A 16,828-nucleotide genomic window follows, 5' to 3' on the forward strand; every position below is an offset into this window, starting at 1 on the left:
TAGGAGTCTGATGTGACAAATAAAATCCTGAAGCAATACCGAATATTTGGTTTTGTGGCGATCTCCTACTTTGTAACAGCTTGTAGCACATTCCCACAATTAACTATTCATCAGCCAATCAGCAAAGTCTTAGCTACAAAAGTTCTAGATAATTGGGTACAAAGCCAAATTGAGGTTCAATTACCCTTATCAACCCAAATAGAACAAGAAAGCTTGACCATTCCAGCTAAATTTCAAGGAAAAACTTTATATAAGGTAGAACCTGGTAATAAAGATAAAGTTATTGCTTTGACAGTTGATGATGGCCCTTGGCCAAAAACAACCTTACAAATGCTGGATATCTTCAAAGCAAATAATGTTAAGGTGACATTTTTTTGGGTAGGAAGTGCTTTACAAGCAAATACCGAAATCGCCAAACAAGTTGTAGCTGAAGGACACGCCATTGGCAACCATACTTGGCATCACTGGTATAAACAAATGGATGAAGCTACAGCCAAAAAAGAAATTGACCGCACATCTGATCTGATTTACAAAACTACAGGAGTCAAAACTACGCTGTTTCGACCGCCTGGAGGTTTTTTAAATAATGGATTAGCGGCTTATGCCAAAAGCCAGAAATATTCTGTAGTTATGTGGTCTTTGACTTCAGCCGACACTGATCCTCACGCCAAACCCCAAGCATTTGTTAACAATGTGTTGAAAGGCGCAAAACCAGGAGCTATTGTTTTAATGCACGATGGTGGAGGCGATCGCCATAGAACAGTAGAAGCACTTCCACAAATCATCACCGGGCTGAAACAGCAAGGCTACAGATTTGTGACAATACCTGAACTACTACAAGAAAGTGGAAAGTAGAAGTATGAAATTTCATACTTCATATTTTTTTACTCGCTCATCACCGAGGCGCAAGCTTGTGCTTCTTGCCAAAGTTTATGCACAAAGAACTCAGTGCGATCGCTCATTGTGGTGATGAACACACCTACAGAATCTTCAGCACCACTTGTTAGCCAAGAACCCCGCAGAGTAACTTCCACATATTCGCTATCGCAGACACATAAGGCCATGACTTCCCGATCGTCTCGTTTCACCTCAGCCTTGAGTGCATCTACCCCTGGCAAATCAACAGGTAGCAAAAAGGAAGCAGTACTTGGTTCAACACACAGATTTTGTCCAACGCGCATGGCGAAAATGACTCGCTGCGTTACCCAATCCTCTAGTGAATGAGGAATACACTCTAAACAAAAGCTCCTTTCGGTGTAAGTTAATTTCAGCATTCCTTATGCTCTCCTGCTATTCCAGGTTTGCTTGCACATTTGTCCAAAACTGTTCTGCAAAAGCGATCGCTGGGTGGATTGGTGCTTTTGGTATTTTCCGAAGCTGCATTCCAGCCTCAGACAAAGTGCGATCGCTTTTACGGGAGTTACATCTTTCACAAGCTGTGACTACGTTATCCCAAGTATGTAAACCACCCTTAGATCGTGGAATCACATGATCTAACGTCAGGCGTTTGCTGCTACCGCAATATTGACAAGTATGATGGTCTCGCCGCAAAACTTCCCGGCGATTTACTGGTGGTACTTTCCATGTCCGCTCTCTGGAGCCAATTTTCAATCGGATGTGTTTTGGCACTTCAATTACTAGACTAGGTGAATTAACTCGCCACCCGCCTTCCGAAGTAAAACCTAGTGGTTCTGCTTTGTTTGTTACTAATAGCACAATTGCTCGCTTGATATTTACCCGACACAGTGGCAAGTAATTTTGCGAGAACACCACTACGGATTGCTCTAACACTTGCATTGCGGTCGTCACAGCTTCACTCCTTATTAAAAAACCCCCGCTTCTTGTCTAGGTGAAGCGGGGGTTATAAATTTACCAAAAACTCTTCTGGTTTTATATCGGTACAGCATTCTCTTGTCTGTACCTCCCGCTTATTTGGTTCAGTTGTGGTTTTGCATTCAGCACGTCTATGCCGAGATATCTAAAATCATAATTCCCCTCTGTGATTAGCCGATGAATTTGGCTACCATCGCCCATAAATAAATACTCCACTCCCATAGCAGCTGATTCCCAACTAAATCGGCAGTTGGCAGCACGCAAGGCAGTAGAGATGGGGTAAATGGATTTCACAGAAAATTTCACCTATTGAACATTCCTTTAAACATACTACACTTGTATTACTATCCTGTCTATACCTTTAAGGAGAAAAAGTCATGCATACCATTACTCGCACCCCAACTACCGATATGGAAGTTACCAGCATTCGTCTGGAGCGGGAACTCAAAGATAAACTCAAAGAAATAGCTGGCAATCAGGGCTATCAAGCCTTAATCCGCGATATTCTCTGGAATTATGTCCAACAAAAATCTGGTGAGTGGAAACCGCGATTTTCCAGAGCCGATATTCGAGCTAGTATAGCCGCCACAGCCCAGCAGGAAGAACGTTGTGTACTTACAGGTCAATTGATTCAAGCTCAACAGCCTATGTTACTAGGACTCACGAGGAATGGGGATATGGTTCCTCTGAGTGTCGAAAGTTTGGCTGGATAGTTTCTACTTCAACCGAGGGCAGCTGAGTTCTTCATCCAGGTAACTGGGCTGCCTTCAATATTTATTATTTAAAATATTTATATTTATTTGTTAAGCTTCAAGCACAGCAGGCAAGTTCAACAGCAAACTGGAATTTTAGTAACAGGGATGCTATAACGCTTGATACAGTAAATGACCAACTTTATCACTACTTCATAAGTATAGGCAGAAGCTTGATATTACCATCTACAAACTTTTTACAGAGGGGGAAAAGCACTAACAGAGTTTTTTCTGAGGTTCTGTCATAATAGAATTTAATTTTTGGCAAACCCTTAGAAACGTACTTAGCACAAGAAAAAAATTTAGCAATAAATATTACTAAATTTAATGTAATTAACAGTATTAATGCCGTAATCATTTTGAGAGTTTTGATCTTAATTCCAGAGAAATTACGGTTTATGTATAGTTACCGACAAGCTATCCTAGGCCAAAGTCTAGTAGTTTAGGTCTGCGTCACAGCCCCAAATCCTTTTGTAAGCAGTACCTTAATATATTTTAGATATTTTTCTATACCCATGTATAAATTAGTTTAATATACCAGTTACTTAATCATCTGCAAGAGAAAGGGGCTATAACAGGTGAGAGAAAGTCTCGATAAAAAATTTGCCACTGTTAGGGTGCAGCAACATAACTAATGAAGATAATATGCCAAGAAATTGGGTGCATACGATATGAGGTCATTATCTAAGAGCGTGCCAGGAATGAAAAAACGTTTATCATTGCCGCCACAGTGTCCAGATGACCTAGACCGACCACAATCATACCCACTCAAGCTGATGCAGCATCAGAAAGAGCCAACTCTTCAGTTGGTACAGAAAATTAATCACATCATCGCCAACAACTCAGCAACGACATTGATGCTGCAAGAAATTGCTCGATTGCTAGGAGATGCCTTCAAAGTCGATTGCTGTTGCTTAGTTACAGTATCCACCAGCGAGGCATCTGCTGAATCAATCGCTGTAAATTGGTGTTCTGATGAGTATTTGGCAATGCCTCACCCAAGTCAATTGTTCTCCACAGATCAACTGCTGATGGACTTGCCTGTAGTGCAATGTGCGGCTGAACCCTTTACCATTGAGGATATTTCAACTATTCAAAATAGTTTGGTAGTGGGCTGCCAACACCTGCCATTACCAATAAGATCTGTTTTGGCAATCCCTACTCGGTTTGCTGGACAAAATAATGGTGTGATTAGTCTGATCAAATTCCAACCATACAATTGGAGTGAGTCAGAAAAAGAACTGTTAAATTTTGTTGAGTCATCTTGTGCGATCGCTTTTTCTCAAGTCTCACAAGTTCAATTAATCGCCGCACAACAACAGGATCTGCAAAAAAGCGAGCAACATCAAAGTTTGATCAAGCAATTAACTATATTAAGTCGGAGTAATTTGGAGCTAAATCAAATGCTCCAGTTAGCGATTTCTTCTACTGCTGAATCTTTACAGGCAGATAGAGGGTTGCTCATCTTGCTCAAATATACAGATCCTTTATTTAGAACTCAACCGAAAAAGCAAATTCCCAAAGCAAAAGCCACCATAGTTGCCGAGTGGAACCGAAATACACCAAGTGCGAGTAAGTCAGATGTGGCACCGCAGTCATTTCTGATTTCTGAGTGTGGCTTATGCCAACGTGTATTCACAGACTCAGGCAAAGCAGTAATTATTGATGATTCCACAGACCTTCAGGATACCTTGACAGCTGTTTCATTGTTTACACTGGATGTCTTGCCTGCTGTGCTGTTGGTACCATTAGAAAACCAAGGTAAAGTTTTAGGATTTATTGTTCTTCAGCAAGCAACAGCCCGTAACTGGCAATTACCAGACTTAAACCTTGTGGAAATGGTCTGCGCTCAAATGAGCAATGCCATTATTCAATCACAAACATTACGGCAGGTACAGACCTTGGTAGATGAACGGACAGCAAAACTCCAAAGCAGTCTGGAACTCCAAGCAAAATTGCATGAAAAAACACGGCAATATGTTGAGCAACTGCGAGAACTCAATCATCTCAAAGATGAATTTTTGAGTAATATGAGCGATCGCCTACGTTATCCACTGACAAATATGCAAATGTCAATCAAGAATTTGCGTTTGCCGGGAATTCAACCAGACCGTCAAGCGAGATACATGGATATCTTAGAGCAAGAATGTACTAAAGAAATTAATTTGATCAATGATTTGCTGACACTCCAGAAACTAGAGTCTAAGCAAGAACGTCCGCAATTTGAAACTATAGATTTAAATACTAGAATTCAGGCATTAGCATCGAATCTCAACGCAAAACTAGCGGCTAAAACCTTAAGTATCAATCTGGATTTACCCCAAGATTCATTGAAAATACAGACCGAATTAGAAAGTTTTAACCGCATCCTGCAAGAATTATTAACTAATGCGTGTACATACTCAGAGCCGGAAACTGTAATTCATGTGCAAGCCTTTCACCGAGTTGAGCAACTGATCGATCAAGTTATTATTAAAGTAACCAATATAGGAAGGGGCATCTCTGAAGAAGAAGCCACGTACATATTTGATCGGTTCCGGCGTGGTAAAGGTGGACGATGGACTCCGGGAACAGGTTTAGGACTGGCTTTAGCCAAGTCTTTGGTACAGCATTTGAATGGGGCGATCGCTGTTGAAAGTACTCAAATCCCAGATTCTCAACAAAGCCAAGTTTGTTTTACCTTGACATTACAGCAATTTTCCGACGAAAGCGAACCATAACTCAGACCGTGACTGAACAAAACAATTCCACAGCCAACCTTGATTTCAACGCCGCTATTGATGATGACACTAACCTAGAAGACAATTTGGCTGTTGATTCAGCTAATTTGCCTCCTGTAGCCATCCAAATCGAGAAAATAGCAGAGCGACAGCGACAAATTTCCGCCAAAATCCATATTCCTCATCCTGTGGAACGGATATGGCAAGTGTTGACAGATTATGAAGCCTTAGTTGACTTCATCCCCAATCTAGCTAAAAGTCGTTTAATGGAGCATCCTAATGGTGGTATTCGACTTGAGCAAGTAGGTTCTCAACGCTTATTGAATTTCAACTTTTGTGCGCGTGTAGTTTTAGATTTGGAAGAAGATTTTCCCCAGCAAATTACGTTCTCTATGGTGGAAGGCGATTTCAAAGGCTTCTCTGGTAGTTGGAACCTAGAGCCTCACTCTCTTGATGGAATTACAGGAACTAATCTTTGCTACACCATTAAAGTTTGGCCAAAACTAACTATGCCTGTGACCATTATTGAACGTCGTCTGAGTAAGGATTTACAGTTGAATCTTTTAGCCATTTACCAGCGTATAGAACAGTTGGTATAGACGAAATGATTAATTATTTATCAAGTTTTCCTGATTAACAAGCTTTGAACAGGAAAGCTTGACTTTTCAGTTAACACCAAATTTACTTAAAATACCCCCAGGGGAATTCGAATCCCCGTCGCCTCCGTGAAAGGGAGGTGTCCTAGGCCTCTAGACGATGGGGGCATAAGACTTCCGACTGTATATTAGTTTGATGCTGCCTTGCTGGTAAAGTACCCCCAGGGGAATTCGAATCCCCGTCGCCTCCGTGAAAGGGAGGTGTCCTAGGCCTCTAGACGATGGGGGCATGCAATCAAACCTTTTATAAATTAACTAATTTTCCTAGTGATGTCAACAGCTTTTGCAAAAAAACAATTTTTGTTGCAGATAAACTAAGATCCAGGAAAAAAGCCAATAACTAATGACCATTGACCATTGACTCTTGACCAACAGACAATAGAGTATCTTACAAAACCAAGTATGAAAGAAAATCCCATTTTAATTAGGTACAAAGAGTGTAATGCTGTACTCTGGAGAAGTCATCTTTACACTCCTTTACAAGAGATTTTGAAATTTATCACTCAAAATCTACAACATGGAAGCATCTCTTGAAATCACCTTACAGATGGTGATTGCTGTTGTCGCAGGTATTAGCGCCCAAGTGATAGCTGCATACTTGCGTGTACCCAGCATCGTTTTATTGCTCTTCTTGGGCATTATCCTTGGCTCCGACGGTCTGGGATTGTTGCACCCGCATTTGCTAGGTACAGGACTAGAAGTCATTGTTTCTCTAGCGACAGCTATCATCCTGTTTGAAGGTGGACTGAATTTAGATTTGCGAGAATTAGGCAAGGTTTCAGTTAGCTTGCAATTACTCGTTACCCTAGGAACCCTGATCACCCTATTGGGCGGCAGTATGGCGGCTCATTGGCTGGGTGAATTTCCTTGGAATATCGCTTTCTTATATGCTTCGATAGTTGTGGTTACAGGGCCAACAGTGGTTGGGCCTCTGCTCAAACAAATTAATGTAGATCGACAGGTAGCTACACTCTTAGAAGGAGAAGGGGTTTTAATTGACCCAGTGGGTGCTATTTTGGCCTTTGTGGTCTTGGATACGATTGTTAACGGTGATGCTGACCCAGTTAACGCCATTGTTGGTTTGCTGATGCGTTTGGGGGTGGGTGCAGCAATTGGTGCAGTTGGTGGCTACTTGATGAGTTGGGTTTTTAAGTATGCCACTTTGCTGTCGTTTGAGTTGAAAAATCTTGTAGTTTTGGCAATACTTTGGGGTCTGTTTTCTCTCGCCCAGACAATTCGCAGTGAATCGGGAGTGATGACAACAGTAGTAGCAGGAGCCGTATTTGCCAATTCTTCTGTACCGGAAGAACGTCTGTTACGCAGCTTTAAAGGTCAGTTAACAATTCTCAGTGTTTCCGTTCTCTTCATTCTGTTAGCGGCTGATTTATCTATCGCCAGCGTATTTGCCTTGGGTTGGGGTAGTGTTTTAACTGTTTTAGTACTGATGTTTGTGGTGCGGCCAATTAATATCTTGGCCTGTACTTGGAACAGTAACCTCAACTGGCGACAAAAATTATTTTTAAGCTGGGTGGCTCCGAGAGGAATTGTATCTGCTTCTGTGGCTTCATTATTCGCCATTTTATTGACGCAACATGGGATAAATGGTGGTGATGCCATTAAAGCTTTAGTATTTTTGACCATCATTATGACGGTGGTTTGCCAAGGGTTAACGGCTGGGGGAATTGCTCAGTTATTGCAAATCACCTCCAAGGATGCAACTGGAGTGGTAATTGTCGGTTGTAATTCCTTGAGTTTATTAATTGCTCGCTTCTTTCAAGAACGCGGAGAGTCTGTGGTGATGATTGACACAGACCCAGAACGCTGCGAAAAAGCCGCCGAGCAAAATATTCGTGTGATTGCTAGTAGCGCCCTAGATACCGGAGTTTTGGAAGAAGCAGGACTAGCTTCTATGGGGACTTTTGTGGCGATGACAAGTAACGGGGAGGTAAATTTTGTCTTGGCACAACGCGCTGCTGAAGAATTTAATCCGCCGCGTGTGTTAGCTGTTTTTCCCCGTGATCCCCAGGCGAGTAATGGCGGAAATCAAAAGACGGTAAATCAGGCTTTTATTAACGAATTAACAATTAAGACTTGGAATGAGTACCTCAATGACGGACGCGTGAAGTTAGGAACAACGACGTTAGATACAGCAGATTTTGATAGTCAACAAGAACGCATCCAAGAGAAAATTCGGACTGGGGTATTGCTACCGCTACTGTTAGAACGAGAAGAACGTCTCCAAGTAATGCCAGCCAATCAAGACTGGGAAGTAGGCGATCGCATTATCTATTTATTACACGACCCCAGACCAAATCTGTTAAAACGCTTATCTGGTGCTAGTCAATCTACGCCTTTGGCTGTAGAAAAATTACCAGAACTAGAAGAAGTTGCTGTATCAACTTTGGTTCAACTCTCTACTAGTGAAGTTTCTGGAAGTTGATTTGACGCTATATAAATTTGCTGTTCTTGCCACAGGAGCGCCAGTAAATGCACTACAGCCAGAACTAGGGTAGCCGTCGCCACAATATAACTGTGGATGGTGTAAAGATGTTCAACGGTGAGGGTGTTAATCGCTCCACCACCAGTCAGGATATTTCGCAGTTGCTCACCAATCAAGGGAATGGCTTCGATGGTTCCCAACTCAATGCTAAAACGCCAGTATCCTGCTTGTGTCCAATCAAGGAGCATGGCTGTCCAATCTAATCCGATCGCACTTAAGGTGAGTAATATACCACTAACCCAAGCTGCAAGCCAACTCTGGCTAAATTGTCGCCCTAAAAACATCACGATAATTTGCACAAGGGCGATCGCAATTAAACCATTACCTGCTATCTCATGGGTGCGGTAGAATAACCACCCATAAGGTATTTGAGTATTAATCATCTTTAAGGAATTATAAGCACCACCTGCTGTTGGTTCGTAGTAAAAAGACAGCAAGATGCCCGTGGTGGTATAAATCAAGCACAGGGTCAGAATTACGACTGATAATACCGTTGCGAGTCGCCGCAAAATTCTATCAAACTGGGTGCTTTGCATATTCACCCCTCCTGTTCTTTATTAAATATGTATTTTTACTACATTTTAACTAAGAAATATTTATATTTGTTGCATTTATCAAAGATATATAAAATTTTTAAATTAAATATTTCACCCAAATCTTTAGCGGTTCTGGGGAGCCATACCAAATTCCAGGGCTTCTAGGTGAGTGTCTCACACCTTCAATAATCAGATTCTCTGCCCCTTCTAGATGAGCAGATGCAATGGGAGTAATGCCATCTCCCCAAGTGTTACCTTGACCACAGGTTAATTGGTAACTGCTGTAGGCTAACCAGCTACCAGGCCGCCGTTCGCCCAAAATAGTTTTGCCGGCAACACAAACATAACGGACATTTTTGTAAAATGCTCCGGGATAGTTATTGGCTACAAAGTCAAGATTCCAGCGCGTCCAGCGTTCTTGACTAATATGAGGAGTGCCTAAAGTAATGAGAGTCGCAACTAAAGGATGAGCATTCCAAACAGATGGATAAGCTTGATTGCGGGGAGTATACGGCTTTTCTCCTAAATAAATCCGGGAAATCCAACCACCAGCTGAATGACCAATTAGATTGATTTGTGTGGCTTGATATTCCTGCAATATTTGTTTAACAGTCAGGTCAAGCTTTTGCAAAATTGGTGTGACAGGTCTGCCACCAACAGTAGGAAGCCAATCACGCCGCCGCAGTGGTACTGTAACTGTGGGAAATCCCAACTGTTGCAGGGATTGTTCTAGGGTCTGGTAGGCGATCGCGCTTTCTAAATATCCAGGTACAATAACTGTAGGTAAGGGCATTTTATGATTAAAATCAAAATTTTATGGTGGGAAATGATGTCATTAAAATATCAGTAATTATGCAGCCCTTGTTGATCCTCATCTATTAGCGAAAAAGCAAATTTAGCCACAATTAGCAACTAACTGATGTGATACCATGTCATCTGTATGCAATTTTTAGCAAACAACAACCTAACCATCTATTACAAAATCTCTACTGACAGAGAAACAGTTATATCAATAGTTGGTTCTGGTAGATCCTAGATGGATATATCTTTAGACCGATGCGTTCAGTATCACGGGCAACTACTGTAATTGTCAGTTTGAACTGCGTAAATCTATACGCAACATAGAAATTAGTGAAGTGATAAGCATTTAATGTTCTGATTTGCAAGTGCAACCAAAAAAGATAAAATTGCGTCATTAAAAAGTTAAAACCACCAAAACAATCTAACTCTTGTCTTTTTGAGTTCTACCCAAAAAGTTATTCTCTTTAGAGGGATGCATTTTGTACCACCAAGATAATATTGATTTGCTAATAAACTGCAACTGAGCCGAGTGAACGATAACAGATATGTCTTACGTCTCCCTACTAAAAAATATACCTGAAATTTTAAGCCAGCCAACTGGAATTGCCGCTATTGCCTCAATTGGTATTCATGGTGCTATTGCGTTAATTGTGCCATTAATGCCTGTAGATCCAAATAAACCTAAAGATACAGCATCTGCAAAATCAGTTGGCATTTTGGAATTAAGCCAAGCTGATCAAAATCGTTTACCCCAAACTCCAGGTGCATCTCAATTTGCTGTGCAACCGCAATTACCTAGATTGTCGCAGCAACAGCAATTAGCACTACAACCACAAGTACCACCATCTTTTAATAGCCAGACAACTGTAATACCTCCCCTTCCACCATCTAGTTATACACAGTCAGCACTGCCATCTTTACCGACAACATCTAATAACTACGGTGTTTCCTCATTACCTACAAAGCAGTCTATACAGTTTCCCAAACAAAATTTTCGATTTGACAATTCTGGGTTTAAAGCTGGAAACCAAAAATTTACCGCATCAATTCCTAATTTTGATGACAAGCCTGTAATTCCCGAAAAGTCGCAACCACTTCCAGTCGACAAATTACCTGATTTACCCCCAGCGACAATACCACCAGAAATACTGAATAGCCCAATTCCCAGTCGAGCCTCTAGCTCAAATATTACAACGGCAAATAGCAGAATTACTCCTCAACCCACACAGCCTGAGCCAGAGAATAATGCAGCGGTTACGCCAAACCGGACTTTAGAAACTGGTATTCCGCAAACGCCGAAGGTTGGAGATAATACAACTTCGTCCACAGCAAGTCTCCCCCCTTTAAAACCAATCACAACGCCTAGTTTGCCCACAAAAGCTACCAACCAGACGCTAATAGCTCAAGCAGAATCTTACGCAGAATTGAGAAAAGCACTCCAGCAGCAATATCCCAATTCCGAAGAAAAAGGAGTCATTCGGGATACTATTGGTGTGAGCAAAGCAGGTGTGGAAGGTACAGTCTTAGGCGTTTTAGTAGTAGATCCTGATGGCAAAGTATTGGATATTAAATTCCAAGATAAATTGCTTTCTCCAGTACTGCAATTAAAAGCAAGGCAATATTTCAACGCCAAGTCTTTAAAGGGAGAGAAAACAATTAGCCGTTATCCATTTAACCTGCGTTTCCAAGACAGTAGCAAAACTGCTGGTGATATTTCTCAGCCAATCCAGACACCTTCAGCGACAACTCAACCCGCAACAGGTAGCCAGCAAATAATTATACCAGCAGGTAATAGTAATCAGCTAAAGCCTAATCCAACAGTGACGGCAAAACCCTTGTTCACACCCGAAAGTAATAGCAATCAGCGAGCAGTTTCTCAAGAACCTGATCGTCAACTAATCCAAAAGTTGCGTGAAGTAAAGGAAAAAAGAGAAAATTCTAATTCAGAAAAGTAACGTTGCTAGTTTTCTGGAATAGCGATCGCTCTCATTTTACAGTAGCCACTGATGTATGAGAGCGAATCACTAGATTCAATCATTTTTTACTGACTTGGACAACTGCTTTTTTAGCCAACGCCAAAAATCTTTAAGCGTTGCGTTTCTAGCTGCGGTTTTATTTTCGTCATAGCTTGCTTGGTACTACTATAATTCACAACCAAAAAACTTCACTAAACGTCTTAACTCTTACCAATAACTTTTATAAACGCAGTATAATTCACCATAATATCTGCACAGGATAACTCTCAAACACACTGTCTTTAGTAACTATAGGTATGCTCTGCATCAAAGATTGAGAAATTATCAGCCTATCAAATGGATCTTTATGGTAAAAAGGCAGCGTTACTAACTCATATAAATGTTCTGGCTGTATTTCAAGTAATTCAATTGCGTTACCATAAACCTGTTGTTTAACCAACTCAGTAAAAGTCATATCTAGTTCTAGCTTGCCAATACTGACTTTGATAGATATTTCCCAAAAACTTGCTATGCTCAAAAATCTTTGATTTTGCTGATCTTCAATGAGGTTTTTTGCTGTATCACTGAGATTTAAACTGCCTTCAATAAACCATAAAAACGTATGGGTATCGAGCATGAGCCTCATGGAGCGTATTCCTCAAAATCTGCCAATGGCTCATCAAAATCATCTGACATTTTCACTAAACCCTTAGCACTACCGAACTTTGGATGTGCTTTCACTCCTCCAATCGGCACAATTTTAAAAGATGTCCCATCGTTGCGTGTGATAATCACTTCTTCTCCACTAGCTACCTCTTCAATTAGTTCGGCTAGGCGAGTCTCAGCTTCTTTTAAATTAATTTGGTGCATTGATAGTCTTTCCCAGTTCTCTGGATTTTGGTGGTTTGCATCTATAAATTTATAATTGTATATGATTAGATTATGGAATGTAGGTAGAAGGTAAAAATATGACAATTACTACCAACTTAAAACAAATCTATGAAACCGATGAAAATTTATGGCTAGAAGAAACTATTAAATTATTAAAACAAAGGCAGTTTACCCAACTAGATATAGAAAACTTAATTGAGGAATTAATCAGTTTGGGGAAAAGAGATTTAGCTAAAGCTAAAAGTCTTTTAAGACAAATTATGATTCATATATTATTACTCCAGTATTGGCAGATAGAGTATGAGAGAAATTATCATCATTGGCTTGGAGAAATTAAAACTTTTAGATATGACTTAAATAATCATCTAAACACAAATTTAATGAATAAATTGCAGGATGATTTAGAGAATATTTATCAAAGTGCAATTGATTTTGTGCAAGTTAAAACAGATTTAACAATTTTCCCCGAAAAATGTCCTTACACTCTTGCAGAATTATTGGATGACAATTATTTGCCTTGATTTGACTAAAGGTGTGGTAAGAGTGAGCGCTTTTTAAACCTCTCCAAACAACTTTTATTCTTAGACTGTTGACATTGGGTAATTTTAGATGCTTTTTAAATTTATTTAAATTAAAATAATAATCTTAAATTTTTCGCTGCAACCACGCAAAAACTTCATCAACAGAGAGCGTTAAATTCAAATCTTCTAACACTGGTAAGATATCTTTTCCAGCTAATAAATCAGGTAAACAATTAGGCTGGTAAACTAAAATAGAACGTTCACTGGGGTCAATCAGCCATCCGAGCTTACTGCCGTTTCTTAAACAATGTAAAATATTGCCAGTGACTTTAGTTTGACTTTGAGCAGGAGAGAGAATTTCTATTATCCAATTCGGCGCAAAATCAATGCCACCGCTAATAATTTCACCGCTATCATCAAGTGGTAATAGATTTTTAGAAAGAACCACCACATCAGGAACTACGGAACGATTACCAAAGGTACAGCGCAATTCTGGGAAGGCTTCGTAATTACTATCTAGATCATCAATTATTGCAACTAGACGTTTTTGCAATAAGCTGTGTTTACCTCCTCCCATAGGTTTCTGAATTGCCTCTGCGTTAATATATTCCCAAGCTGGTGACTCTTCAATGTATGGAAGTTTTAAGAACTCCTCTAGAGTCGTGCTTTCTGGTACTGGGATTCTCCCTGGTGTCAACTTAACATTTTTCATCTTTAGGTTTTTAACTCATAAATTCTATGACTTCATAAACAGTGATAGTTAGATTTTCTCAAATTAACTTGGCAAAATGCGATTAGCGACAATGTGGGATTACACACTCAAACCGATGAAGTTCAGTTAGAGTTGATTCAGGAAACACAGCAAGTAGTATTCATCTAAAATGCAGATTTTTTGATGATTAAGGAGTGAAATTCAATCTATAGATCCAGGGTGATCGCACTGTATATTTACGGGTTTAATCGCTAGGATGTGCGGATTATCATAGACAATGTAGCATTTCGAGTTATTCAGAATGAGTATTTGCATCGAATATATTGAGAATCTACTAATCAAGGGAGAATGGAAAAAAGCAGATTTTGAGACTGAAAAGCTTATTTTCTCATTCTGTAACTCAGGAAAGCAGTTATGGTTAACACTTGAGGATATTGATCATATTCCTCTTGAGATTTTGGCTTGTTTAGAGAAGTTATGGGCAACTCATAGCCAAGGGCGTTTTGGCTTCCAACTTCAGGAACAAATTCACAATAGTGTTAGGGCTGATGTTAGAAATAATACACGAGATATCATCAAAGGAATTATATCTAATGTTTTGCATGGTAATACTGACTCTATGAGTGATAAAGAAGTTTTGATGGTGCCATACTTTTTCGGTGTCAAGGTGGGATGGATAGAAGGGCATCCTATGGACTCTTTAGGTGCTTATGGAAGAGATAAAAATTATGAAGAGTTGACTTTTGATTTGAGTGCCCCAGCAGGACATTTACCCTGCCTAATACCGTTTCACTTTAAGTTTGATACAAATAGGCCGCAGGGGGGCAGAGGAGCAGGGGAGCAGAGGAGAAATTATTTGTATCATTTATTTGGTGAAATGGTATAACTTGGTGGTCACTAAATCATCACTCAAAACGGATTAATTTAGAAACACTGTTCAAAAAGTATGGCATTCTTGGAATTTCAGGAAGTCTTGTTAAGTATACCTGTTCGGTTCAACTTCACTTTTTTAAGCGTGTACGATTAGCTTGTAGCTAAAGCAAAAAGCCCGCATTTGCGGGCTTTCAAAATCAATTAAGCAGATTTACTTAGCGTTTTGCCAATTTCTTCGACATCTTCCGTAGGCGAATAGATTGGGGTGTAACTTCCACTAATTCATCGGGGCCGATGTACTCTAACGCCCGTTCTAAACTCATGTCGATTGGTGCTTGCAACTGAACCAATTCATCACCACCAGCGGCGCGGTGGTTGGTTAATTGTTTGGTTTTGCAAACATTCAATTCCAAGTCTTGAGGACGGTTGTGTTCACCGACAATCATACCTCGGTAAACTTTAGTACCTGGAACAATAAAGAATGAACCTCTATCTTCGGCGTTCTTCATGGCGTAGAAAGTAGAAACGCCTTCTTCAAAGGAGATGAGAACGCCTTTGTTACGGGCTTCAATATCACCACTGAGTTGACGGTAGTCTAAGAAACTGTGGTTCATGATGCCTTCACCACGGGTCATCCGCATGAATTCACCACGGAAACCAATCAAACCACGGGCGGGAATGACAAACTCTAGCTGGGTGCGATCGCCACTTCCCGGCTGCATATCTTGCATTTCGCCTTTGCGTTGTCCCAAACGTTCAATACAGCTACCAACTGCATCAGCAGGAACGTCTAAAACCAAGAGTTCATAAGGTTCGCAAGGTTGACCGTTGATTTCGCGGTAAATTACTTGTGGTTGGGATACCTGGAATTCAAAACCTTCGCGGCGCATGGTTTCGATTAAGATACCCAAGTGCAGTTCTCCACGACCGGAAACTAGGAATTTATCGGGGGAGTCGGTTTCTTCAACGCGTAAAGCCACGTTGGTTTCTAGTTCGCGGAATAGGCGATCGCGTACTTGTCTGGATGTTACCAATTTACCTTCTTGACCAGCAAAGGGTGAATCATTTACCCAGAAGGTCATTTGTAAGGTAGGCTCATCTACTTTAATTAGTGGTAAGGCTTGTGGTTCGGTTGGGTCTGTGATTGTTTCACCAATGTAAGCATCAGCAAAACCCGCAACCGCGACAATGTAACCTGCGGTTGCTTCTTCCATCTCTACCCGCTTCAGACCTTCAAAGCCCATCAGCTTGGTGATTTTGCCTTTGACAATAGCGCCACTCTCTGTTACCAAAGCCGCTTGTTGTCCAGCGCGGATAGTACCGTTGTGGATTCTGCCAATGACAATCCGTCCTAGGTATTCAGAATAATCTAGGGTTGTGACTTGCAATTGCAGGGGCTTGTTGATGTCGCCTACTGGTGGTGGAACGTGTTGGAGAATCGCATTAAACAGGGGTTGCATATCAACCGCTTCTGCTTCCATGCTTTCTTTGGCATAACCTGCCATACCGGAGGCGAACAGATAGGTGAAATCACACTGGTCTTCGTCTGCGCCTAATTCCAAGAACAGATCCAAAACTTTATCAACAGCAACGTGGGGGTCAGCTTTGGCGCGATCAATTTTGTTGAGTACGACAATGGGGCGCAAACCTTTTTCCAGAGCTTTTTTCAACACGAAGCGGGTTTGAGGCATGGGGCCTTCATTGGCATCAACAATTAGCAGACAACCATCAACCATGCCGAGTACACGTTCAACTTCACCACCGAAGTCAGCGTGTCCAGGAGTATCAACAATATTGATCAGCGTCTCTTTGTAGCGAACTGCTGTATTTTTAGAAAGAATTGTGATTCCGCGCTCACGTTCGAGGGCGTTGGAGTCCATGACGCAATCCGGAACGTCTTCGCCTTCGCGGAAAATGCCGGATTGTTTGAGGAGTGCATCAACCAAGGTGGTTTTGCCGTGGTCTACGTGGGCGATAATGGCGACGTTACGAATTGGGAGCGTCATAGAGGCTTATTGTGAACTCTAGAGAGGTTTTGTAGATTTACATTTAAGTGCTAGGCTGTTTTAACAGAATTA

At 40.9% G+C, this 16,828-nt stretch carries 17 protein-coding genes and 2 tRNA genes; 8 read left to right on the plus strand and 11 right to left on the minus strand.

Going from position 1 to position 16,828, the window contains the following annotated elements; translation table 11 throughout:
- The first annotated feature begins 12 nt into the window (after nucleotides 1-12).
- Nucleotides 13-855 (plus strand): polysaccharide deacetylase family protein, encoded by an 843-nt coding sequence (locus tag IQ244_RS03040; RefSeq protein ID WP_193889642.1) that lies wholly within the window; start codon nucleotides 13-15, stop codon nucleotides 853-855.
- 29 nt (nucleotides 856-884) lie between these two features.
- Here the strand turns inward: IQ244_RS03040 and IQ244_RS03045 are convergent, their stop codons facing one another.
- The 3 genes from IQ244_RS03045 to IQ244_RS03055 form a co-directional block, all read right to left on the minus strand.
- Nucleotides 885-1,274 carry an alr0857 family protein gene (locus IQ244_RS03045; protein ID WP_193889643.1) on the minus strand — a complete coding sequence of 130 codons (390 nt, stop codon included), beginning with the start codon at nucleotides 1,272-1,274 and terminating at the stop codon, nucleotides 885-887.
- A 16-nt stretch (nucleotides 1,275-1,290) separates the two neighbouring features.
- Entirely contained in the window at nucleotides 1,291-1,809 is a 519-nt protein-coding gene (locus tag IQ244_RS03050) for an HNH endonuclease (RefSeq protein ID WP_193889644.1), read from the minus strand.
- 81 nt (nucleotides 1,810-1,890) lie between these two features.
- On the minus strand, nucleotides 1,891-2,139 hold the full coding sequence (locus IQ244_RS03055; protein WP_193889646.1) for a hypothetical protein: 249 nt from the start codon (nucleotides 2,137-2,139) through the stop codon (nucleotides 1,891-1,893).
- Between the two features lie 71 nt (nucleotides 2,140-2,210).
- Between IQ244_RS03055 and IQ244_RS03060 the strand changes: the two genes are divergently transcribed.
- The 3 genes from IQ244_RS03060 (at nucleotide 2,211) to IQ244_RS03070 (ending at nucleotide 5,904) form a co-directional block, all read left to right on the plus strand.
- Nucleotides 2,211-2,546 carry a hypothetical protein gene (locus IQ244_RS03060; protein ID WP_193889648.1) on the plus strand — a complete coding sequence of 112 codons (336 nt, stop codon included), beginning with the start codon at nucleotides 2,211-2,213 and terminating at the stop codon, nucleotides 2,544-2,546.
- Nucleotides 2,547-3,286: 740 nt separating this feature from the next.
- Complete coding sequence (locus tag IQ244_RS03065) at nucleotides 3,287-5,305, plus strand: GAF domain-containing protein (protein ID WP_193889657.1); 2,019 nt, start codon at nucleotides 3,287-3,289, stop codon at nucleotides 5,303-5,305.
- Between the two features lie 8 nt (nucleotides 5,306-5,313).
- Entirely contained in the window at nucleotides 5,314-5,904 is a 591-nt protein-coding gene (locus tag IQ244_RS03070; RefSeq protein WP_193889659.1) for an SRPBCC family protein, read from the plus strand.
- A 92-nt stretch (nucleotides 5,905-5,996) separates the two neighbouring features.
- Here IQ244_RS03070 and IQ244_RS03075 read toward each other — a convergent pair.
- Both IQ244_RS03075 and IQ244_RS03080 read right to left on the minus strand, forming a co-directional pair.
- Nucleotides 5,997-6,069 (minus strand) — tRNA-Glu (locus IQ244_RS03075).
- Nucleotides 6,070-6,117: 48 nt separating this feature from the next.
- Nucleotides 6,118-6,190 (minus strand) — tRNA-Glu (locus IQ244_RS03080).
- Between the two features lie 288 nt (nucleotides 6,191-6,478).
- Between IQ244_RS03080 and IQ244_RS03085 the strand changes: the two genes are divergently transcribed.
- Complete coding sequence (locus IQ244_RS03085) at nucleotides 6,479-8,401, plus strand: cation:proton antiporter (RefSeq protein WP_193889661.1); 1,923 nt, start codon at nucleotides 6,479-6,481, stop codon at nucleotides 8,399-8,401.
- Here the strand turns inward: IQ244_RS03085 and IQ244_RS03090 are convergent.
- Nucleotides 8,368-8,997, minus strand: a complete 630-nt coding sequence (locus IQ244_RS03090) for a cytochrome b N-terminal domain-containing protein (protein WP_193889663.1) — start codon at nucleotides 8,995-8,997, stop codon at nucleotides 8,368-8,370. The two genes, IQ244_RS03085 and IQ244_RS03090, sit on opposite strands and share 34 nt — an antisense overlap.
- A gap of 97 nt (nucleotides 8,998-9,094) precedes the next feature.
- Nucleotides 9,095-9,790: an esterase/lipase family protein gene (locus IQ244_RS03095; protein ID WP_193889665.1), complete on the minus strand. Its 696-nt coding sequence runs from the start codon at nucleotides 9,788-9,790 to the stop codon at nucleotides 9,095-9,097.
- Nucleotides 9,791-10,343: 553 nt separating this feature from the next.
- Here IQ244_RS03095 and IQ244_RS03100 point away from each other — a divergent pair.
- Nucleotides 10,344-11,753 (plus strand): hypothetical protein, encoded by a 1,410-nt coding sequence (locus IQ244_RS03100; protein WP_193889667.1) that lies wholly within the window; start codon nucleotides 10,344-10,346, stop codon nucleotides 11,751-11,753.
- Nucleotides 11,754-12,012: 259 nt separating this feature from the next.
- On the opposite strand, the gene IQ244_RS03105 is transcribed toward IQ244_RS03100, so the two are convergent.
- Both IQ244_RS03105 and IQ244_RS03110 read right to left on the minus strand, forming a co-directional pair.
- Nucleotides 12,013-12,390 (minus strand): type II toxin-antitoxin system VapC family toxin, encoded by a 378-nt coding sequence (locus tag IQ244_RS03105; RefSeq protein ID WP_228058701.1) that lies wholly within the window; start codon nucleotides 12,388-12,390, stop codon nucleotides 12,013-12,015.
- A 5-nt stretch (nucleotides 12,391-12,395) separates the two neighbouring features.
- The gene (locus IQ244_RS03110; protein WP_193889671.1) at nucleotides 12,396-12,623 is read right to left on the minus strand and encodes a type II toxin-antitoxin system Phd/YefM family antitoxin; all 228 of its coding nucleotides are present in this window, start codon (nucleotides 12,621-12,623) and stop codon (nucleotides 12,396-12,398) included.
- Nucleotides 12,624-12,721: 98 nt separating this feature from the next.
- Between IQ244_RS03110 and IQ244_RS03115 the strand changes: the two genes are divergently transcribed.
- Nucleotides 12,722-13,165 carry a DUF29 domain-containing protein gene (locus IQ244_RS03115; RefSeq protein ID WP_193889673.1) on the plus strand — a complete coding sequence of 148 codons (444 nt, stop codon included), beginning with the start codon at nucleotides 12,722-12,724 and terminating at the stop codon, nucleotides 13,163-13,165.
- A 124-nt stretch (nucleotides 13,166-13,289) separates the two neighbouring features.
- Here the strand turns inward: IQ244_RS03115 and IQ244_RS03120 are convergent, their stop codons facing one another.
- Nucleotides 13,290-13,877, minus strand: coding sequence for a Uma2 family endonuclease (locus IQ244_RS03120; RefSeq protein ID WP_193889675.1), 588 nt, complete (start codon nucleotides 13,875-13,877; stop codon nucleotides 13,290-13,292).
- Nucleotides 13,878-14,178: 301 nt separating this feature from the next.
- On the opposite strand from IQ244_RS03120, the gene IQ244_RS03125 reads away from it, so the two are divergent.
- On the plus strand, nucleotides 14,179-14,763 hold the full coding sequence (locus IQ244_RS03125; protein WP_193889677.1) for a GUN4 domain-containing protein: 585 nt from the start codon (nucleotides 14,179-14,181) through the stop codon (nucleotides 14,761-14,763).
- A gap of 202 nt (nucleotides 14,764-14,965) precedes the next feature.
- Here the strand turns inward: IQ244_RS03125 and typA are convergent, their stop codons facing one another.
- Nucleotides 14,966-16,756: a translational GTPase TypA gene (gene typA / locus IQ244_RS03130; protein WP_193889680.1), complete on the minus strand. Its 1,791-nt coding sequence runs from the start codon at nucleotides 16,754-16,756 to the stop codon at nucleotides 14,966-14,968.
- Between the last annotated feature and the right edge of the window lie 72 nt (nucleotides 16,757-16,828).

Source organism: Nostoc sp. LEGE 06077 (assembly GCF_015207705.1).
Classification (GTDB): Bacteria; Cyanobacteriota; Cyanobacteriia; order Cyanobacteriales; family Nostocaceae; genus Nostoc_B.